The sequence below is a fragment of the Deinococcus cellulosilyticus NBRC 106333 = KACC 11606 genome, assembly GCF_007990775.1.
In the GTDB taxonomy this organism is placed as follows: domain Bacteria; phylum Deinococcota; class Deinococci; order Deinococcales; family Deinococcaceae; genus Deinococcus_C; species Deinococcus_C cellulosilyticus.
Genome location: NZ_BJXB01000021.1, coordinates 45,939 through 65,514, shown reverse-complemented (window position 1 = coordinate 65,514; position 19,576 = coordinate 45,939). Strand labels below are relative to the sequence as shown.

At 55.0% G+C, this 19,576-nt stretch carries 17 protein-coding genes and 1 pseudogene; 6 read left to right on the top strand and 12 right to left on the bottom strand.

The window, feature by feature from the left end:
* Window positions 1–78: 78 nt before the first annotated feature.
* Entirely contained in the window at window positions 79–1,815 is a 1,737-nt protein-coding gene (locus DC3_RS20235; RefSeq protein WP_186816153.1) for a cellulase family glycosylhydrolase, read from the bottom strand.
* A gap of 372 nt (window positions 1,816–2,187) precedes the next feature.
* Window positions 2,188–2,775: a GNAT family N-acetyltransferase gene (locus DC3_RS20230; protein ID WP_146887579.1), complete on the bottom strand. Its 588-nt coding sequence runs from the start codon at window positions 2,773–2,775 to the stop codon at window positions 2,188–2,190.
* Between the two features lie 147 nt (window positions 2,776–2,922).
* On the opposite strand from DC3_RS20230, the gene pdxR reads away from it, so the two are divergent.
* Entirely contained in the window at window positions 2,923–4,401 is a 1,479-nt protein-coding gene (gene pdxR, locus DC3_RS20225; RefSeq protein ID WP_146887578.1) for a MocR-like pyridoxine biosynthesis transcription factor PdxR, read from the top strand.
* 76 nt (window positions 4,402–4,477) lie between these two features.
* Window positions 4,478–6,253, top strand: a complete 1,776-nt coding sequence (pepF, locus tag DC3_RS20220) for an oligoendopeptidase F (protein ID WP_146887576.1) — start codon at window positions 4,478–4,480, stop codon at window positions 6,251–6,253.
* A 71-nt stretch (window positions 6,254–6,324) separates the two neighbouring features.
* On the opposite strand, the gene DC3_RS20215 is transcribed toward pepF, so the two are convergent.
* Complete coding sequence (locus DC3_RS20215) at window positions 6,325–7,170, bottom strand: M12 family metallopeptidase (protein WP_146887574.1); 846 nt, start codon at window positions 7,168–7,170, stop codon at window positions 6,325–6,327.
* Window positions 7,171–7,281: 111 nt separating this feature from the next.
* Between DC3_RS20215 and DC3_RS20210 the strand changes: the two genes are divergently transcribed.
* Window positions 7,282–8,166 (top strand): DUF2167 domain-containing protein, encoded by an 885-nt coding sequence (locus DC3_RS20210; RefSeq protein ID WP_146887572.1) that lies wholly within the window; start codon window positions 7,282–7,284, stop codon window positions 8,164–8,166.
* A 177-nt stretch (window positions 8,167–8,343) separates the two neighbouring features.
* Here DC3_RS20210 and DC3_RS20205 read toward each other — a convergent pair whose 3' ends face one another.
* The 6 genes from DC3_RS20205 to DC3_RS20180 form a co-directional block, all read right to left on the bottom strand.
* Complete coding sequence (locus DC3_RS20205; RefSeq protein ID WP_146887571.1) at window positions 8,344–8,658, bottom strand: c-type cytochrome; 315 nt, start codon at window positions 8,656–8,658, stop codon at window positions 8,344–8,346.
* A gap of 57 nt (window positions 8,659–8,715) precedes the next feature.
* Window positions 8,716–9,522: an HpcH/HpaI aldolase/citrate lyase family protein gene (locus DC3_RS20200; RefSeq protein WP_146887569.1), complete on the bottom strand. Its 807-nt coding sequence runs from the start codon at window positions 9,520–9,522 to the stop codon at window positions 8,716–8,718.
* Window positions 9,523–9,597: 75 nt separating this feature from the next.
* Window positions 9,598–10,074, bottom strand: a complete 477-nt coding sequence (locus DC3_RS20195) for a hypothetical protein (RefSeq protein WP_146887567.1) — start codon at window positions 10,072–10,074, stop codon at window positions 9,598–9,600.
* Window positions 10,075–10,134: 60 nt separating this feature from the next.
* The gene (locus DC3_RS20190) at window positions 10,135–10,806 is read right to left on the bottom strand and encodes a tRNA (adenine(22)-N(1))-methyltransferase (RefSeq protein WP_186816152.1); all 672 of its coding nucleotides are present in this window, start codon (window positions 10,804–10,806) and stop codon (window positions 10,135–10,137) included.
* Window positions 10,803–11,690: an aminoglycoside phosphotransferase family protein gene (locus DC3_RS20185; RefSeq protein WP_186816151.1), complete on the bottom strand. Its 888-nt coding sequence runs from the start codon at window positions 11,688–11,690 to the stop codon at window positions 10,803–10,805. The genes DC3_RS20190 and DC3_RS20185 overlap by 4 nt, the downstream gene beginning before the upstream one ends.
* Window positions 11,687–12,211: an MOSC domain-containing protein gene (locus DC3_RS20180; RefSeq protein WP_146887562.1), complete on the bottom strand. Its 525-nt coding sequence runs from the start codon at window positions 12,209–12,211 to the stop codon at window positions 11,687–11,689. Before DC3_RS20180 ends, DC3_RS20185 begins: the two co-directional genes overlap by 4 nt.
* A 324-nt stretch (window positions 12,212–12,535) precedes the next feature.
* Here DC3_RS20180 and tyrS point away from each other — a divergent pair.
* Window positions 12,536–13,441, top strand: a pseudogene (tyrS, locus tag DC3_RS29615) (tyrosine--tRNA ligase); the annotation flags it as partial.
* A 246-nt stretch (window positions 13,442–13,687) separates the two neighbouring features.
* Window positions 13,688–14,158, top strand: coding sequence for a hypothetical protein (locus DC3_RS30165; RefSeq protein WP_371863442.1), 471 nt, complete (start codon window positions 13,688–13,690; stop codon window positions 14,156–14,158).
* Between the two features lie 12 nt (window positions 14,159–14,170).
* Here the strand turns inward: DC3_RS30165 and DC3_RS20170 are convergent, their stop codons facing one another.
* Window positions 14,171–14,941 (bottom strand): hypothetical protein, encoded by a 771-nt coding sequence (locus DC3_RS20170; protein WP_146887558.1) that lies wholly within the window; start codon window positions 14,939–14,941, stop codon window positions 14,171–14,173.
* Entirely contained in the window at window positions 14,938–16,035 is a 1,098-nt protein-coding gene (locus tag DC3_RS20165) for a hypothetical protein (RefSeq protein ID WP_146887556.1), read from the bottom strand. Before DC3_RS20165 ends, DC3_RS20170 begins: the two co-directional genes overlap by 4 nt.
* A 132-nt stretch (window positions 16,036–16,167) precedes the next feature.
* Here DC3_RS20165 and DC3_RS20160 point away from each other — a divergent pair, with 132 nt between their 5' ends.
* On the top strand, window positions 16,168–18,999 hold the full coding sequence (locus tag DC3_RS20160; RefSeq protein ID WP_146887554.1) for an ATP-binding protein: 2,832 nt from the start codon (window positions 16,168–16,170) through the stop codon (window positions 18,997–18,999).
* On the opposite strand, the gene DC3_RS20155 is transcribed toward DC3_RS20160, so the two are convergent.
* The gene (locus DC3_RS20155) at window positions 18,884–19,351 is read right to left on the bottom strand and encodes a COG4315 family predicted lipoprotein (protein ID WP_146887552.1); all 468 of its coding nucleotides are present in this window, start codon (window positions 19,349–19,351) and stop codon (window positions 18,884–18,886) included. The genes DC3_RS20160 and DC3_RS20155 overlap by 116 nt on opposite strands.
* Between the last annotated feature and the right edge of the window lie 225 nt (window positions 19,352–19,576).

Sequence of the window (19,576 nt, the reverse complement as noted above, 5' to 3'; positions counted from 1 at the left end):
GTCCCAGAGAGCTTTTGAGAACAGTGACTGGCAGTTGCTGATGCTTGCTGTGAACTGTCCACTGTCTCCTGTGAACTTTTACTGCAAGGTCACCTGATCCACATAGATGGAGGACTGCCCGGAACTGCCCACGGGTGAACTGAACTGCACCCCCATTTCCCGCACATCCGCAAGGCTGCTGACGCCCGAGAGGTTGAAGGTCAGGGTGGTGGCACTGCTGCTGCCAATGGTCTGGAAGGGACTGGAGAACCATGTCCAGGAGGAGCCCGTTTTCACAAAAAGCCGCGCGGTGATGCCACTGCCCGGATTTCCCCAGGAGGCATGTTTGACCCTCGCCCGCAGGGTGGTTTTGCCACTCAGGTTGCGGGTCTGGGTGATGCGCAGGTCGTAGCCCCGGTTGCCAAAATCCACATCGGCTTTCAGGGAAGCAGTGCCTGCTGTTGCCCACTCCGTCACTGACCAGGGACCAGATCTGGTGCCGTTGCCCGTCCAGCCTTCGGTGCTCCCTTCAAAGCTGTAAAGCAGGGTTTCGGTGCTGATGGTGCCCACGGTGATGTTGCGTGTGGCACTGCTTGAAGCTCCACTGTTGTCTGTGGCTGTGGCTTTCAGGGTGTGGGGTCCACTGGTCAGGCCACTGACCGAGAAGGTGTAAGGGGCCGTGGTGTCGGTGCCTTTCAGGACCCCATCCACATACAGGTCCACCTTGCTGACGGTGCCATTGCTGTCGCTTGCGTTCACGGCCACACCAACCGTGCTGCCTGCTGCAAAATTCTGGCCTTCTGCAGGACTGCTGAAACTGACAGTGGGGGCAGGATTGGTATTGAACACTGTTGCAATGTTTGAGCTGGCCAGATCCCCGAAGATCAGGTTGCCCCAGGAGGTGGGGGAGGAGGCATTGAAGCTGTTCACCATGTCGAGGGCTTCAAGACCGGAGCCGTTCCCGGACCAGGACCAGCCCATGTACCCGTTCACCTTGCTCTTGCTGGAGGCCATGATGGTGGCAGCGTCCACGTAGGCCCCTTTGTGGGTGTTTGCAAATTCTCCGACCACCAGCGGGAGTTTTGCATTTGAAAAAGCATCAATGTAGTCGTTCACCTTCTGGGCGGTGTTGTACACCTCGTACATGTGCACGCTGAAGATCACATTCCGGTCGGTGTCACTGTTGAAGATGGAGAGGGCTTCGGACCGCATGGTGCCTGTCCAGTCCTGGCCCCAGTTGGGGGCATCCACCATCAGGGTGTTTTTGATCCCGGCCCCGCGCAGTTTCTGGATGGCAGATTTGATGGCAGGGGACCATCCGCTGACGTTGTTGTTCCCCCAGGGTTCATTGCCGATGTTGACGATGGCGTAGGCTTCATTGCCCACCAGGGCATCTTTGACCTCCAGCCAGTAATTGGCGGCATTGTCCAGGGTGCAGGCACTGCTGTCCTCTCCGTATCCAGTGGTGTCGTGCACCTCCACCACGGCGATCATGTTGTTGTTCCTGGCCTGCTGGATCAGGTTTTTGACTTCGGTGGCGTTGCTCTTGTGCCACCCCCTGCATCCACTGCTCAGCACAATGCGGATGCTGTTGGCCTTCTTGCCCCGGATGGCAGGAATGGCTGTGCTGGTGGTGCTGTTGTACCACGCATGCGGATGGTTGATGCCCTGGAAAATGAAAGGCACGCCGTTGGCATCCACAAGTTTGCCGTTTGAGATGTAAAATCCACTGGCTGCATTTTTGTGGGGAGAGGGGGCTTCAGGGGCGACTTTGCTGCAGGCAGACAGCAGGGCAAGGGTGAGCAGCAGTGTGGGACAGCGCAGGGACTGGGGCATCGTTTCCTCCATGACAGGTGAAATCACGAAGCAGTCACCACTGCCTGACCAGAAATGTCAGGTCAAGGATCAGGCGGGATGCAGGATTCAGGTCCGTGGAAAGAACCTCAGGCAATGGTTTGTTTCGCGGTAAAATTACTGTTACATAAACAAAATGATTTTTCAACACCTGTATATACAAATATGAATGGAAAAAATAACGGATGCAGAAAGAAATTCTCGAGACAAAAAGGCTCAAATATGAAGATTTGAAAAGAAGCCGAGTGCGTTTACGTAACAACAAACATTCAAAGCTTGCTGTGATCTTGCGAGACAACAAAAGCAGAAGACCAGAGCTGCATTTGCAGCTCTGGTCTTCTGCTCTCGGTTCCCTCAATCAATCCGTTTTTCCAGCCGCCTTTTCACCTCTGGCCATTCGGTGTCCAGAATCGAATACATTACGCTGTGGCGGTAGCTGCCGTCTGGCATGATGATGTGGTTTCTCAGAACGCCTTCTTTCTGCGCCCCGAGTTTTTCGATGGCCCGCTGGCTCTGGGTGTTCAGGTGGTGGGTTTTCAGGCTCACCCGGATGGCTCCGAGGGTTTCGAAAGCGTGTTTCAGCATCAGGTACTTGGCTTCTGGGTTGATTCGGGTGCTCTGTTCTTCTTTTCTGATCCAGGTTCCGCCAATTTCGAGCCCTCTGTGTGCGGGTTCAATGGTCAGGTAGGAGGTGTTGCCCACGATTTCTCCAGTGTCCTTGCGGCAGGTGGCAAAAATCACCCGCTGTTTCATCTGCTGCTGGTATACAGCATGAAAATCCTTGAAGGAGATCATTCCCTCGGCATTGAGGCCAGGAATGGCGAACCACTTCAAAAGGCCAGGGGTGATGGTCTGGTGCAGGGCGAACAGGTCTTCATCTTCGAGGGGTCTGAGGAGCACGTGGTCTCCGGTCAGGGTGACAGGTTGAATCCAGGTTTGCATAAGGCCTCCTGTGGCACTCGGGACAGGATGACTGGGTTTCAGGTCAGACGCTTAAACAAAGCCTGCACACCCCATCCGGATAGGTTCTAGGATACGGGCATGGTGGTCTTGCTTTAAGAGCCACTTTTTGTTTTTTGAGGAGTACCAATGTTGCCCCCCAGTGTTCTTGCCCACCTGAACCGCACGCTGGACGTCCCCCTGCACCTGCAGGTCTATGAGGGACTCAGGGAAGCCATTTTGCAGGGCACCCTGAAGCCCTCCCACCGCCTGCCTTCCACCCGTGCCATGGCCCAGCATCTGGGGGTGTCCAGAAACACGGTGCTGCTGGCCTTTGAGCAGCTTCTGCTGGAAGGGTATCTGGAAAGTCGGGTGGGAGACGGCACCTATGTCACCCACACCCTGCCAGACACCTCCCTGCAGAAACCCGAGGTGAAGCCAGAGCAGCAGGGAAGACAGCCTGCCCTCTCCAGGCGGGCACAGAAACTTCTGCAGGTGCAGGTGACCCAGTACCTGAGTCAGCCGGAATACCGGGCGTTCCGTTCTGGCATGCCAGCTTTGAAGGATTTTCCTTTCGAGGAGTGGCGCAAACTTCATGCGAGGCACTGGAAGACGCCTCCGGTGCAACTGCTGGCCTACGGGGACCCGAGGGGTTACCTGCCCCTCAGGGAAGCCATCAGCGAGTACCTGAATGCCTCAAGGGGGGTGCGGTGCACCCCGGATCAGGTGCTGATCACGTCCGGTTCACAGCAAGGGCTGGAACTGGCTGCCCGTCTGCTGCTCGACGATGGAGACAGCCTGTGGATGGAAGACCCCGGATACCTGGGGGCCAGGGCGGCTTTTCAGGCTTCAGGGCTGAACGTGTGCCCGATTCCCATCGATCAGGAGGGCATGCAGGTGCAGCACGGGGCCGAGCATCACCCCCATGCCCGCATGGTCTATGTGACCCCCTCCCACCAGTATCCGCTGGGGATCACCCTCAGCCTGACCCGCAGGCTTGAACTCCTGAAGTGGGCCAGACAGAGCGGGGCCTGGATTCTGGAGGACGATTACAACAGCGAATACCGTTACGAGGGCCGCCCCCTCAATGCCCTGCAGGGGCTCGACCAGGATGGCCGGGTGATCTACATCGGGACCTTCTCCAAGGTGCTCCTTCCTGCGGTGCGTCTGGGGTATCTGGTGCTGCCTGAGAGCCTCATTGACCTGTTCATCCATGCCCGTTCACTGGTGGACCGCATGCCTCCCGGGGTGTCGCAGGCGGTGCTGGCAGAGTTCATGGAAAATGGGGGGTTCGAGCGCCACATCCGCCGGATGCGGGGCCTTTATGCCGAGCGGCAGGCTTTTTTCATTGAACTGGCCCAGAAGCATTTCCCGGAGTGGTTGCAGGTGCAGCCCTCTCCAGCCGGAATGCATCTGGTCTCCCACCTTGCAGAACCTTTCTCTGACGTGCAACTGGTGGAGGAGGCAAGCCGGGCAGGGGTCACGGTGCGGGCCCTGTCCCCGTCCTACCTGCACTCTCCAGAGCAGGGGTTGCTCTTTGGTTATGCAGGTTATCCCGAAGATGAAACGATTCTGGCCGCCAGAGATCTGGGACGGGCTTTTTCAAGGATCAGAATTTCTGACCCATGATCGGTGTGTGTTCAGGACACACGGCTCTGCAAGAATCTCGACGTTTTCTCAGTCCCCATCCTTTTAAGATGTGACCATGACGACTTCTGTGCATCGTGAACGGTGGGACATCCAGAGCATTTTTGCTGATTTCGAGGCCTGGGATGAAGAATTCCAGCAGGTCAGCAGTGAGATCCAGACCCTGGTGGCCTTCAGAGGGACCCTGACCCGTGACCCCGGACAGCTCTCGGCGTTCCTGAACGCATGGAATGAACTTTCTGTGCGGGTGAACCGTCTGGGCATCTACACCACCATGAAGATCAGTGTGGACACCACAGACACCGAATCCCGCAGGAAGCAGAGCGAGAGCCAGGCCCTCAGTGCGGCTTTTCAGAGTGAGCTGGCTTTTGTGGAGCCTGAACTCCTCACCCTTCCTGAAGAAACCGCCCGCAACTGGTTGGAGAAGCACCCTGACCTGAAGGTGTACCAGACCTACTTTGAGCGGCTGTGGACCCAGAAGCAGGCCCTGCGTTCTGCAGAGGTCGAAGCACTTCTGGGCTCGGTTTCGGAAGCGTTTCAGAGTGCAAAAGGCATCCACCCGACCCTGGTGAACGAACTGGATTTTGGCAGCATCGAAACCCCACAGGGCACGGTGAAACTCGCCCACAACACCCTGCAGACGCTGGTGAGCCACCCGGACCGCCATGTGCGCAAAGCGGCCTGGGAGCAGTATGCCCGCAAGCATCTGGAGGTGCAGCAGACCATGGCTGCCGCCGTGACCACCGGGGTGAAGCAGAATGTGTTCCTGGCCCGCATCCGGGGGTTCAGCAGCAGTCTGGCCGCAGCCCTGTACCCCAACCGCCTTCCTGAAGCGGTGTACCACAACTTCATGCAGGTTTTTGAGCGCCATCGTTCCCTGTGGCACCGCTACTGGCGCATCCGCAAGAAAGCCCTGAACCTGCCCGACTTTGCCGAATACGACATCCGGGCTCCCCTCACAGAGCGTTCTCCGGTGGTCACCTATGAGCAGGTGGTGGATTTCATCACGGCTGGAATGCGCCCTCTGGGGCAGGACTACGTGAAGGTGATGCGTTCAGGTTTGCTGGAGCAGCGCTGGGTGGATTACGCCCTCACCCCCCACCGCAGACAGGGGGCCTTCAGCATCGGGAACAGCCTGACCAAACCGTTCATCTTCATGTCGTTTCAGGAGAGCCTCTATGGGATGTCCACCCTGGCCCATGAGGTCGGGCACAGCATGCACAAATACCTCAGCAACCAGGCACAGCCCATCGTGTACGAGAAGTACACCCTGTTTGCAGCGGAGGTGGCCAGCAACTTCAATCAGGCCATGACCCGCGCTTACCTGCTGAAGACTGTGCAGGAAAGAGAATTCAGGATCGCTGTGCTGGAGGAGGCCTTCTACAACTTCCACAGGTACTTCCTGGTGATGCCTGTGCTCTCCCAGTTTGAACTGACCCTGCACCAGCAGGCCGAGCAGGGCAAGACCTTCGGGGCCGCCCAGATGAACCGCCTGATGTGTGAGCTGCTCGCAGAGGTCTACGGAGGTGAGGTTCAGCTGGATGAATCCCTGAACGGCATCATGTGGTCCCAGTTCTCCACCCACCTGTACGCCAACTTCTACACCTGGCAATATGGCACCGGAATCGCAGCAGCCAATGCCCTCGCAGACCGGGTGCTCTCCGGGGAAGAGGGCGCTGTTGAGAACTACCTGGAGTTCCTCTCCCTGGGTGGAAAACTTCCCCCTCTTGAAGCTCTGAAAATTGCAGGGGTGGACATGAGCACCCCAGAGCCCATCGAGGCAGGGTTCCGGACCCTGGAACGCCTGATCGATGACCTGGAAAGCCTGCTTTAAGCAAACCAGCAACAAAACCCGAGGTGCCTGCCTCGGGTTTTGTTGCTGGGGGAAAAGGTGATGGGTGAAGTTCAGGGATAGAGAGATTTGATGCCTGCAATGTCCCCACTGCTGAGGGTCTTGGCGGCCCCCAGACGGCTCAGGGGAATGCTGCTGTTCTTGGGCACGATGGTGGCCTTCCCGTTGGTGCTGAAGGCGTAAGCCGGGTAGTGCATGATGGAATCAAAGTCGTAAGCCCCGACTGCACGGCTGTTGCTTTCGATCTGGAAGTTGTGCTCGGTACCACTCTTGATGTTGGCCCACACGATGGTCACGTACTGGTCGCGGTCCTTGCGGCTCTGTTCGTGCCACAGGCCCAGGGCATGCCCGAACTCGTGGATGGCTCCGGCCACTCCACATCCTCCTGTGGACAGCGAGAGGGACTGAGCCCCACCGATGCGACCCACGTAGGAGTAACAGCCGTTGTCCACAATCACCCGCACGTAATTGCGTTCGCTTGCGCGGGGAACAATTCGCACTTTGGTGTAGGTGTTGTAGGTGTTGATGGCGCTCTGCACGTGACTGCGCACCGTCGAGGAAACGTTGGAGGCGAACACGTAGGGGATGCGGGCACTGGGCCACAGGCCGCCTGTGTTGGCAATGACAGTGGAGTTCTTCTGGATCTGCTCATTGGAGAGCTCGGCAAGCAGGATGTCCCCTTCAAAGAGCACCTTGTTGCCCCGCAGTTCTGCGGTGACGGGTTCACTGTACTGGGGGAGTTTGACCTGCACGGTGCCCTCAGGCTGGCCTGAGGGCTGGAAGAGGGCCGTTTCCGAGAGCGAGGGCATCTCGGGGGCATTTGATGTGGGGGTGGTGCTGCATGCCTGAAGCAGAACAGCAGTCAGGCCAAGACCGAGTACAGCTGCGGTGCGTTTCATGGTCCCTCCAGATTGTGGAAATTGGACCAACTATAAGTGGATACAGCCATCAGCGTCAAGGAGGGGGAATGCCTTATATGCGGTTGAGGGGTCACCCGATATACTCTGAAAATGCTTTACAATCCAGCCTTTCTGGTCCTGTCCAGAAACAGATCTCGTCGTGTGCGCCTACACAAATGGCTGCTGCTGGGCTGTCTGCTGGGCGTTGCACAGGTGCAGGGGCATGGGATCAACAATCCGGAGATGTTCGACAGTGTGCTGCACTACCAGACCGCTGAAACAACTTTGCCCCATCACCTGCAGGTGCAGCCAGCCTCCAGCATCCGTTTCCTGAATAGCCAGGATGCCAACCATGTGATCTACGACGTGTGGGGCGGCAGCCCGGACTCCAGCATCATTGGCATGCTCCTGCCCCGGAACCTCAGCCCGGTCTCTGAAGGGGGATGGGGCCTCAGCCTGCAGCATCTGGACACCGGGTACGTGGATGCGAGACGCTGGAAGAACATTGATGCAAAACAACTTCTGAAGACCCTGCAAAAGAACAGCCAGGCCGAAGTGCTGAACTGGGCCTTGCCCCCAACTTTCAATCCCCAAACGGGTGTGTTGATGTTTGCCACGGAAGTGAAACTGCCCGGTGCCCAGGACACCGCCATCTTCCCGAAAGTGCTGCTGCTGGGCAGAGAAGGCCTGCTGCTGATGAAAGGCATCATCGAGAAAAAGCACTGGGAGGGCATGAAAGCCACCTTGCAGGACCTTGCTTTCTCCGTGACCTTTCAGGATGGTTACCGCTACACCGACGTGCAGGCCGGAGACCGCCTTTATGATTACGGCATGACCGCCCTGATCACCGAAACACCCGTGCAGGACCCGGAGCGCAAAACCTCCTCTGCACCGCTGCTTTTTCCCTGGATTGCGGTGCTGCTGGGCCTGGGCCTCATGGGGACCCTGATGGGCAAAAGGGTGCGCTCTGCAAGCCTCACGGTGCGGCCAGATTGAGGGTTCAAGTGATCAGTCGTCCTGTGATTGGCCGGTTCTGCCCTTCATCACCAGATGAATCATGCCTCCAGTGAAGAGGACCAGCAGACCCACAAAAAGAAGTCCCATCCAGATGTTCATTGGGGCCATCATAAAAAACTGCTGTGGGAAAAGCCACAGCAGTTCAGGAAGTTGTCTTTATTTCAGGGATTTCAGGTAGGAGAGCAGGTCGGCAAATTCCTGATCCGAAAAGTTGAATTTCATCATGGGGGGCTTCAGGGTTCTTCTGTCCGGGGTGACGTTCTCTTTGAGGGTCTTTTTGAATCCTGCAAAAGTCCACTTCTGGAGCTTCCCGGCCAGCTTTGGTCCAATGCCTCCTGCTGCCGCCTCACCGTGGCATCCCGAGCAATTGGCCTCAAAGAAGGTTTTTCCCTTTGCTGCGTCCCCTTTTGGGGGGGCGGCCTGGACCAGCGGAATGCACAAAGCACACACCAGCAGAGCAAGTTTTTTCATGGTGCTTCCTCCTGAAGGCCAGTGTGCCTCTTTCACCGTGAAGAAAACGTCAAAAGCTCAGGTGGCCAGTTCCAGAATCCGCTCCGCTTCAATGGCGTGCAGTTCCTCGATCAGCATCCCATCGAGTACTGTTACCCCCTGATCGGGGTCCTTGGCCTGCCATGCAGCAATCACCCTGCGTGCCCACTCGATCTCCTCAGGGCTCGGGGAAAAAATGCGGTTGGCCACCTCCAGTTGCGCCGGGTGAATCAGGGTCTTGCCATCAAAGCCCAGGTTTTTCCCCTGAATGCACACCTCCTCCAGGGTCTGCAGGTTCCTGAAATCCAGATGCACCCCGTCCAGAGCGTACTTGCCATAAGCCCTGGCATGGGTCACCACCTGAGACAGGGCGTACATCAGGTTTTCTCTTCCCGGGAGGGGACGGGCCTGCAGGGCCTTCACCAGATCGGTGGTCCCCATCACCAGGGCCTCCACATCCCCATGCTCTGCAATCTCACGGCTGTGCACCACACCCAGAGGGGTTTCAATCATTGCCCACAGGGGAATCCCCACACTGGGCAGGTTCTGGATGCTTTCCACCTTGGGAAGGACCAGCAAATCGGGTTTCACGTCCTCCATCAGGGCAAGGTCCGCCTCACCCCAGATGGTGTGAATGGGATTGATGCGCACCGCCACCTCCATCGGGAAACCGTCCCGGATGGCTGTGGCCGCCTGGTCTCTGGCAAGGGCCTTCTGCTCAGGAGAGACGGCATCCTCAAGGTCCAGAATCACCACATCGGCAGGCAGGGTGCGGGCTTTTTCAATGGCTCTGGCGTTGCTGGCAGGCAGAAAAAGGGCGCTGCGGCGGCGTTTGTAAATGGGCATGCCTCATTTTACCGTTCAGCGTGAAAAGAAAACCGCGCAGCAGATGCCACACGGTTCGAAAGGACCTGGGAGGGATCAAAAGTAGAAGTTCACTCCAAATTTCAGGCTGGGCAGCACCTTCCACTGGCGTTCAGCATTTTTCCAGTAGGAGACGGTGGCTCCACCTTCCAGGTTGAGGGCAAGAGCATCTGAGAGTTTCCAGCGCTCACCAACATGCAACTGCACATTGGCCACCAGGGTGGAACCCTTGAAATCGGTCAGGGTGTTGTCGGTGGAGGTCAGCCACTGCCCGTTCAGGTACATGGCCCCGAAAAGTCCTGAGAGGCCTGGATCAGCAAAGTATTTGATCCCCACACCTCCAGAAAAACCATCATAGGGCAGCACATGGGGGAGGTAGGAAGCCTGAATGCTGGCCGCCCATGGTCCAGAAATCCCCTGTTCATACTCGACGCCGATGCCCTGAAGACCATTGATTTGGGCAGCGAAGTTGCTTTGTGCCTGTGCGGAAGAAACGATTAAACCAGCCATAAACAGAAACATTTTCAATTTCATGCCTCCATTATTGAATTTCCCTTTCTGCAGGTCGTGACGGGCATCACAGCAAAAAGTGTTTTATTTCTGTAATATTTCCAGCGCACTTCTCACACAATCAAGATCCCGCTGAACTTTTGGATTTCCTGTGCCCTCCAGCTGGGTCAATCTTTTTTGCTGTTGCAAAACATGGTCCAGCAGCAAAGGTTCTTTGCGTTTCAGCAGGTGAGGTCCGAACCTGAAAGCCACATCCAGAGGTAAACCTGCATAGCTGGGGTCCTCTCCTGTCTTTCTTTCAAAGTGCAGCACAGGATAATGCCAGAAGCCCAGCGTGAGGGTTTCCTGTTTCACATGAAAACCCCTCTCCCATGCCCAGCGTCTCATGGGCTCTGCAGAGTCGTTGGGCTGCGTGATCACCTGATCTGGAACCCGCTCTGGATGGGCCTGCAGGATCTTCACCATGAGCCCTGCACCCATGCCACAGATGCTGATGCTGTCCACCTCTCCAGCAGCAAGAGGTCCCAGGCCATCTCCCAGTCGGGCCTCTGCACGGCTCCCAAATTTCTCCAGGTTTTTGCAGGCCAGTTCGAAAGGTTCCTGATTTTTCTCTACAGCAATGCCTCTCAAAATGCGGTTCTGGCCCAGCAGGTTCCCGAGCAGGTAGGCATGGTCTGCCCCAATGTCTGCATGGACGCCGTTCGGAACCCACTCCAGCACCGTCTGAAGTCTGGGCTCTAAGCTCTTGAGGTTCACAAAAGGTCCTTCAGGATGCTGGCCCCCAGCAGCTCTTTCTTCCAGTTGTCACTGGTTTCCGAGTACCCCCAGACGGCAGACAGCACAAAAATGTAGTACCCCCACTTCAGGATGCGTTCGCGGGAAAGGCCGAGATGCTGTGCAAACTGCTCCACCCGCTTGCGTTGCACTTCTCTCAGTTCTTCCGGGGTGTAGGTCTCATACAGTGCAGGCCAGGGATTGCGCAGGAAAGCCCCGATTTCATAGGTTCTCTCCCCGGTGATGCCCTTGGGGTCAATGGCCAGCCAGCCCTCTCCAGCACTCAGAACATTGAAATGGTGAAGATCCCCATGCAGAACCACCGGGGCCTCTGCAGTCTCCTGCATCTCCTGATAAAAGCTTTCTGCCAGATCCAGCACCTCTGCGGGAATCCCTGTCCCGCTGCGAGGAAATTCAGCCAGACCCTCATGCCAGTCGGCAACGCTGGGAAAGCTGCTGTTCTCAGGCACAGGGTGCCAGATCTTCTGCATCACCTCACACATGACCCTGACGGTCTGGTCCTCAGGAAGGATGCTGAGCATCTGGCCCGGGAAGAGGCGCTCGATGAGCAGTGCCCCCTGATCTGCATCTGCCTCCAGCAGACGGACAGACCCCACCCCACCATAGAGCCTCAGGGCTGCAATCTCACTGCGCAGTTCATCTCTGGGGACCCCCAGTTTCAGAACCACATCCTGCCCATTGCGCTTTGCACGGGTCACATAATTGAAAGACAGGTTCTCGAAAGGTTCGCCGAGCTCAAGGTTCCACTCCGCAGCGAAATGTTCAAGCAGGGTGGGCAGCGTCTGCAGCCAGGTTTCGCCTTCCTCAAAATACAGTTTGATGTTTGCCAGAAACTCAGGATTCACCCTTGAAATTCTAACGGAGTCTCCAGCCGAACCACATCTGCCAGATGCAGGATTCCTCCCTCCAGCACCCGTGCGGTGATCCCACCATGCCCGCGCATGGCGTTGTAGCCTCCTGGGCCCAGAACCTCCTCCATGCGGCTGCAGGGATGACAGTCCCCGGTGCCCTCAAAAAGCACCTCCCCGATGCGAAAACGGGCTTTTTTCAGGGCATGCAAATTGATGCCGCGCACCACCAGATTGCGCCTCAGCAGCTCAGGTTCGATCTCGGCCTTCTCCAGAAGCCTTGCCACCACATCCAGATGCTCCGCCTGAATGAGCGTCACCTGTCTTTTGCTGGGATTTTTCCCCTTCGACTGGATGTTTTTCAGGCCCTGCGCTCCAGTGTGGTCCCCCACCAGACCGGCATCGGTGATGGCCTCCACTTCTTCCACCACCGAAAGGTCCTGACGGTAGGCAGGCCTCAGGCCGATCCAGATGAGTTCTCCGGTGAAAGGCTGGCTGGCAAACAGATCTTTGAGCATGTTTGATTTTACAGGGTTTTGCCTAGAGCCGAGGGCAGCAGAAGGCAGAAGGCAGAAGGCAGAAGTTCAGTCGTTCTCCAGCACCAGCAGGAGCCTTGCGCGTTTCTGGTCGAGCAGGAGCAAACCATTTTCAGCCTTCTGCCCTTATAGCCCACGCCCTTGAGATTCCAGAACTTAGCCTTTAGACTGTTCCCATGTTCGAGAAGCGATATTATTCTGCTGCAGCGCCCAAAAGGATTGGCGTTTAAGCGGACTGTTGCTTTTCAACCAACCCCCCAAGGCGTGCCCGAGAAACGGCACGGTTTTTTTTTGAAGGAGAAGAGAATGATTCCTGCACAGCAGCAAATCGAGATTCTGAAACGCGGCGCGGTGGACCTGATCAGCGAAGAGGACCTGAAAAGGAAAATCGAAACCGGCAAGCAACTGCGCGTCAAACTTGGGGCCGACCCCACCCGCCCGGACCTTCACCTCGGGCATGCGGTGATCCTCAAGAAGATGCGGCAATTTCAGGAGCTCGGGCACAAGGTGATCATGCTGATCGGGGATTTCACCGCCATGATCGGGGACCCCAGTGGCAAGAGCAAAACCCGTCCCCCCCTCACCCTGGAGGAAACCCGCCAGAACGCCCACAGTTACCTGGAGCAGTGCAAATTGATCCTCAAGGACGACCCTGAGGTGCTGGAACTGCGCTACAACAGCGAGTGGCTCGAACCCCTCGGGTATGCTGACGTGATCCGTCTGGCCTCCCGTTACACCGTGGCCCGCATTCTGGAGCGGGACGACTTCACCAAGAGGTTGCAGAGCGGCACCCCCATCAGCCTGCACGAACTGCTGTACCCCCTGACCCAGGGTTACGATTCCGTGGCCCTCGAAGCGGATGTGGAGCTGGGTGGAACCGATCAGCTGTTCAACAACCTCGTGGGCCGCACCCTGCAAGGCCAGTACGAGCAGGAGCCCCAGGTGGTCCTCACCCTGCCCTTGCTGGTGGGTCTGGATGGGGTTGAGAAGATGTCCAAGAGCCTGAACAATTACATCGGCCTGACTGACACTCCAGATGTGATGTTCGCCAAGCTGATGAAGGTACCGGATAACCTGCTGGAGAACTACTTCACACTGCTTACCGATCTTTCTATTAACACTATTGAAAACATTCTGACTCTCCACCCTATAAGGTCACATAGGATTTTGGCGACATTAGTGGTTGCTTGGATTCATGGAAAATATGACATAACAGATGAATCTACGCTGGTCACCCTTCTTAGGTATGATGACTTTACTGCTATTTTTGATATAGCTAAAGCGGGTAACACCGGCAAATTTCTGAAAGGACTACGAGATTTATATGAACTTTTACCTGGTCTTAGATTTATTTTAACCCATAATACAAATAACTTGCCTTCTCAGACGGTACAGTCAATAAAGAACCTCTGTGATCAAATACAGGAGCTTCCTAACCTTATTGATGAATTGTCACGAATGGAATTTACGGATATAAATGAAAAGCAGAGATATCATAACATTATTATTAAATTTCATAACAATTTTGATATTTTCCGAGAAATGTTAATCAAAGAGACTAATAGTATAATAGAATTAGCATTAAAAAATAAAGATACTGCTATTTTTAAAGACTGGCTAGAAATTCAAAGTAAATTTGAAGTTGCAAAAGAGCGGTATGAACAAATTGCCAAGGGGGGCATCCCGGACGATCTGCAGACCACCACTGTCCCTGAAGCAGACTTCAACGAGGCAGGCAAAGTGGGCATCCTGAAATTGATCGTGCTCGGAGGTCTGGCCACCAGCAACAAGGAAGCCCGCCGTTTCGTGGAGCAGAAGGGCATCAAGCTGAACGGTGAAACCTTCACGGACCCTCAGGCATTCCTGGACCTGTCTGAGCCTGTGGTGCTTCAAAGGGGCAAGGACAGGTTTGCTCGACTGAGCAGGTAAAAGATCCCCCCATCACCTCCAGTTCCTTAAAGTGACCCCCACCGTGCGAACCAGGCGCGTGGGGGTGAATTCCCATCCCAGGGTGGTGTGCATCAGGCCCGAGTGCTGCATGGCTTCGGTGTAACCCCGGTGGATGAACCACTGTCCGACTTTGCGTCTGGCCACCTGTTCATCCGGGAAGAGGACAGAGGCAGGGACTTGCACGGCGATGCTGTTTTGCTGCATCACAAGCGTGATGGGGGATTTGCGGGGCAGGGTGCGGGTGGGGTGCCCGCTCAGGAAGCGCAGGTCGTTCCAGAAGGCAGGGAGGTGGGGGCTGTGCTGGTCTTGCAGCAGCATCTCCAGGCTCTGTGGGGTGGGCTCCTGATGCAGGTAGTGGGTTTCTGTGGCAGGTGCCACCTGATGAAAACCAGAAAGCACAGGCACGCAATCTTCCAGGTAGAGGGGGTCAGGGTCGTTCCAGTTGTGGAGTTTCAGAAGCTGGTGGCGGGTGTGGCTTCCGGTTTTCTGGATGTGTACCCAGCAGTAGGTCAACCCTGGCATCAGGGGTCTGAGGTGTTCCGGGATCTGTCTGGCATGCAGGTCCAGGGTGTAGCGCAACGTCTCGGGGTGTGAGGCAAAAGTCCACTCGATGGGGCAACCGCTGGGGGTCAGGGTGCTCTGGGGGTTGAAATCCCCGAGGTTGGGTGGGGAGATGAGCAGGTCTGTCACGGTTTCCAGCATGTGGGGCCTCCAGGGTGGGTCTTGGGGGGTGGGCCAGAAGTCCATTTCGGGGGGCATCATGCGCCCTGCATGCTTGTGGAGGCCGCCAGCATCACAGGGGGCAGGGTGATGACCTCGGTCAGGTGGGTGGTGGTGCTCTGGCTTTGCAGGGCAAACTCACTGACCTTCTGCCATGCTGGACTTGCAGACAGCAGGGAGTGCAGCAGTTTGATGGTCTGCACCCGAATTTGTGGCTGGGTCAGCGTGTCGAGCAGGGCATCCAGAAGTTTGCTGTTGATGGTCCACAGGTAAGCCTGGGCTGCCTGATGCTCATCGGCGCGTCGAACGGTCTTGAGGAGGCCTTTCACGAAATCTCTGGCCCCGTGGGCCACCACCAGCAGTTGCTGCTCAAGGTGCAGGTGCTGCATGCCAGAATTCAGCAGGTCCAGGTCCCTTTGCAGTTCGGGGGTCAGAAGCTGGCTTCCAAGAGCCACCCCCAGGCAGGAGACCGTGACCCCGAGCTGTCCCACAGGGGCTTCCTCCTGGTATTGCTGGAAACGCAGGCGCAGGGTCAGGCCATGCACCGGGGTCCCAAAGGTGATGGAGGAGGGGGTGGCTTCTGCCGCGTCCCGCCCGAGTTTCTGCACCAGAAGCTGAAGCTGGGATTGCAGGTGTTCGATGGTGTGCTGCTCCTCCCCTTCGGCACTCAGGCGGTCTTCGAGGAGGGTGCTGAGGTCCATGAAGTGCTGCCTGAGGGGGGTGAGGAGCTGGTTCAGTTGTTTTCTCAGTTCGATGTGGCGCAGGTGCTGCTGTTCCGAAGCTTTTTTGAGGCGCAGGATTTCATGGATGAGGTGCTGTTTTTGTTCTTCGGAGGGCACCCCGGCCTGATGGGCCACCACATGCTGCATGATGGGGCGCAGCTGTTTGAGGGAGCGCTCAAGCTGCACGGTGTACTCCATGTAGCTGCGTGGGGTGAGCAGGGAGAATTCAGGAAGGAGTTTCAGTCCGGCGTTCAGGACGTCATGTTTCACGCTGTGCAGGATGCTCTGGGAGAGGTCATGCTGGCCCTGCAGGTTGAGGGTGGTGAGGGCATGCAGTTTCAATTTCAACTGGTGGTGCAGGTTGAGGTGTTCGGTCAGTGCCTCTTGAATCAGGGTGTGGTCGGGCGCGAGCATGGTGATCCTCCTGGCATCAGTGTGCCCATTCAGGTGTTAACAGGGCGTTAACGGCCAATCAGGAAATGTGCACAACTGCAATAAGGGTTTTCCCTGAGCACCTCACTGGGCAAGACACCCTACCCTGAAGGCATGCACGTACAGACGCTGGGCGCACTCGAAGCAGGCATCAAACCGATCAAACCCAAGAACCTGCTTCTGCTCTGCTATCTGGCCCTGGAAGGCAAACAGGACCGCAAACACCTGCAGATGCTCTTCTGGCCCGAAGCTGCCGACCCGGCAACCAGTCTGCGTGTGGCCCTCAGTTATCTGCAGGGTCTGGGCAAGGACCTCTTCAGATCGGTGCAAAATCAGGTGGAGTCCCTGATCCACACCGACGCCCAGGAATTGACCCAGTTCTACCAGCAACAACAGTACAGCGAGGTGATCAAGCTGTACTCAGGGGCTTTCCTGAAGGGACTTGACCTGAAGAACTCCAGCACCGAACTTGAAGACTGGATTTTCGAGACCCGCGAAAAACTGGCCTCTCTGGTGCAGTGGTCTGTTCTGTACGAGGCGCAGAAGGTGCGTTATTCCATGCCAGACCAGTTTCAGGCCCTGGCAGAGCAGTTTTTCCAGATTGATGGTGCCCCTCCACCCACACTGGAGATGCTGCGTTTTTTATACACGCTGGGACTGGAAGGGTACCTGGAACACCGGGTCCTCAAAGAAGCTGCAGAACTGGGTGTGGACCTGACCACCTTGCAGGTGCCCCAGAAGACCAACCTGCAGACCGCCATCCGTCCCGTGCAGGTCTTTGTGGGGCGGGATCAGGAACTTCAACTCCTGCATGAGCGCCTTCAGCAGATCCCTCCAGCGATTGTGACCATCACAGGTCTGGGTGGGGTGGGAAAGAGCACCCTGGTGCGGGCTTATTGTGCTGAGCATCATCCTGAGGACACCCTCTGGCTCAAGGCAGATGGCCTGAAAGACGCCAGTGGCCTGCTGCACCAGCTGGGTCTGAATGTGCAGCAGGCAGATCCCTGGGTGGGCCTCACCGACACCCTGAGATACCACAAGGGCATCGTGGTGATTGATGGGGCAGACCAGCTTTCTGGACTGGACCACCTGCAGAACTGGCTGCGTTTCCCTGACCTGCGGGTGATTGTGACCTGCAGGCAACCCTTGCAGCTTCCAGAGGAGAGCCTTTTGAAGCTGGAGCCTTTCAGCATTCAGGAGTACCGTGGCATGGGCCTCAGCGAGGTCATGAATCACCCGGCAGTGCAGTGTTTTGAGAAGCACGCAAAACGAAACCATGCAGCTTTCAAAATTCGGCCTGAAGATGCGCAGGATGTGGTGCATCTGTGCGCTGCCCTCAGTGGCCTTCCTCTGGCGCTGGAAATGGCTTCCAGCTGGACCCAGATTCTTTCTTTGAAAGAGATTCGCGAGGAAGTACAGCAGGTGGTGGACCCCGAAGGGGACCCTCAGAGTTTAAAACCCATTTTTGAGGCCAGCTGGAATCTGCTTTCAGAACAGGAAAAGCAGGCCCTGACCAATCTGAATTGTTTTCTGGGCAGTTTCACCAGAGAGGCTGCGGTGATCGTCAGTGGGGTGCAGCTCAGGACTTTGCAGCAACTTGTGCGGAAATCCATGCTGCAGATGGAGCCCGGACAGCGTTTTCGGGTACCTCCGGTATTGCGTGGATTTATTCCAGATGCACCAGCAGAGGTTGGCCAGAAGTACCAGGAATACCATCTGCATTTGCTGGATACAATGGATGCAACGCCTGGTCAACAACTGATGGAGTTTGCAGGAGCCATTCCGGATCTCATGGAAATCATCAGAAGAATTTTGCATTCCTCGACAGTAAAAACCTTACCACTTTTGAAAATGTTTGACACTTCTGGTTTTTATCATATCGGCTTGCAATTTTACTCAGATATCATCAGATCAATTAAAATAATAGAGTTTCCTGATATCTTTATAGAATACGCATGGTTATGCTTCAGGATCGGAATAAATAGTGAGGCAATTAGGATCTGTGAAATGCTAGATGATCATGATATGGATAGAGAGGTTTTAATGAAAGTTTATAATATTAAAGCGTCTGTTGCTATGGCGGTATGTAATTATCGGGTCTCTGAAGAATACTATATGAAGGCTTTTAGTTTGGCTATCTTGGTAGGTGATAAGGGTAGAGTGTTTTTATATGGTATAAATTACTGTCTGATTCTAAGTGAGAATGATAAAAACAATTTGGCTAAAGATATAATGGAAAAACTTGAAAAAAGATTAGATAAATTAAACCTGTATCAAGATTTATATATAAATTATGTTAAAAATATAATTTTATTTAGAATTGATGATGATCGGAGGTATATATTGTATATGGATCAAATATCAGAGGAGGCAAGAAATAACGAATTTATGGATATATATTTGCACGCTGTTTGCAAAAAATATGAGTTTATGTTCGATATATCTTCATTTGCAGATGATAGTAATGATCTGCTATATGCTATGGGAATAGCGCAAATCAATAACAATATTAGTATGTATAACAGCTTGAAAGTTGTCCAAGTAATAAATAATCTAGATCAAAATTATGATTTGTTCGAATTAATATATAGAATGAGATCATCGAGAGACAGATACAGTTTAGCTCTATTATTGTGTTTTATCGCCTCGTTTAAAGAGATGGTCCATCATGACTTTTTGAAAAAGGTGATTGACTATCCCTTCATGAGCACATATAGGTGGGAAAGGTTGAAAAAAAGATTGGCTGACTCGGAGGGGAGTGCCCCTGAGAATCAGCTTTTTGAGAAGAGCTACATGAAGGTTTTACTGGAAGCAGTGGAATGGATGGTCTTCAAGGACCACCAACAAGAATGGGTGGGGGACCGCCAACATCATCCTCATCCAGAGGCAACAGAGGTTCTACATCTGCTGGAACCACATCCCACAAGCCCGGAACGATCCCTCTGACTTCTCCAGCACGGTCTTCTGTGAAAATGTACAGCCACCAGCCATTGTAAGTGACCTGTTTGTATCCGTATTTTCCATCGGTGCGTTCAAAATCCTCAATGGCTCCGGTGACACCAGGGCCTGCAGTGGCAGGGGCAGGCAGAGGAACATACTGGAAAATCAAGGGCTGAATGAGGGCAGGCCACTCATCGCCCCAGGTCAGCTGGGCTTTGGTGATCTGGCCCAGATTGTTTTTCTGCATGTAAAGGGGCAGAAAGCGATAAAGGGTGTAACCCTCGGAGGTGATCAGGTACCCTGACCCCGAGACGGTGAGTTTGATGCCCGGAGTTGGGCCGTTTGTGTTTTCGCTCATGACATCACCTGTGATCCTGACAATGAAGGGGGCTGAAGGCCGGGTCTGAAGATTGAAAACGTACCAGTCTTACTCTCAGGGAAAATGGTGCACAAACCTACTGGGGTTTTTCCTCATGGCAAAACATTGCTGGAATCCCTACAATTAAAATTTACTGTTTAAAAATTCACCTCGGGTCAGGCCACTGTCAAAAAGGCCATCAAACCCTCTGAGCATCTTTGACGT

Bases quoted from the DNA above. Each gene is read 5' to 3' on its own strand.
- DC3_RS20155 (WP_146887552.1), bottom strand. From the start codon at position 19,351: ATGAGCGAAAACACAAACGGCCCAACTCCGGGCATCAAACTCACCGTC.
- DC3_RS20165 (WP_146887556.1), bottom strand. From the start codon at position 16,035: ATGCTCGCGCCCGACCACACCCTGATTCAAGAGGCACTGACCGAACAC.
- DC3_RS20230 (WP_146887579.1), bottom strand. From the start codon at position 2,775: ATGCAAACCTGGATTCAACCTGTCACCCTGACCGGAGACCACGTGCTC.
- DC3_RS20160 (WP_146887554.1), top strand. From the start codon at position 16,168: ATGCACGTACAGACGCTGGGCGCACTCGAAGCAGGCATCAAACCGATC.
- DC3_RS30165 (WP_371863442.1), top strand. From the start codon at position 13,688: ATGGAATTTACGGATATAAATGAAAAGCAGAGATATCATAACATTATT.
- DC3_RS20180 (WP_146887562.1), bottom strand. From the start codon at position 12,211: ATGCTCAAAGATCTGTTTGCCAGCCAGCCTTTCACCGGAGAACTCATC.
- DC3_RS20200 (WP_146887569.1), bottom strand. From the start codon at position 9,522: ATGCCCATTTACAAACGCCGCCGCAGCGCCCTTTTTCTGCCTGCCAGC.
- DC3_RS20170 (WP_146887558.1), bottom strand. From the start codon at position 14,941: ATGATGCCCCCCGAAATGGACTTCTGGCCCACCCCCCAAGACCCACCC.
- DC3_RS20235 (WP_186816153.1), bottom strand. From the start codon at position 1,815: ATGCCCCAGTCCCTGCGCTGTCCCACACTGCTGCTCACCCTTGCCCTG.
- DC3_RS20195 (WP_146887567.1), bottom strand. From the start codon at position 10,074: ATGAAATTGAAAATGTTTCTGTTTATGGCTGGTTTAATCGTTTCTTCC.
- DC3_RS20210 (WP_146887572.1), top strand. From the start codon at position 7,282: ATGCTTTACAATCCAGCCTTTCTGGTCCTGTCCAGAAACAGATCTCGT.
- pepF (WP_146887576.1), top strand. From the start codon at position 4,478: ATGACGACTTCTGTGCATCGTGAACGGTGGGACATCCAGAGCATTTTT.
- DC3_RS20215 (WP_146887574.1), bottom strand. From the start codon at position 7,170: ATGAAACGCACCGCAGCTGTACTCGGTCTTGGCCTGACTGCTGTTCTG.
- pdxR (WP_146887578.1), top strand. From the start codon at position 2,923: ATGTTGCCCCCCAGTGTTCTTGCCCACCTGAACCGCACGCTGGACGTC.
- DC3_RS20205 (WP_146887571.1), bottom strand. From the start codon at position 8,658: ATGAAAAAACTTGCTCTGCTGGTGTGTGCTTTGTGCATTCCGCTGGTC.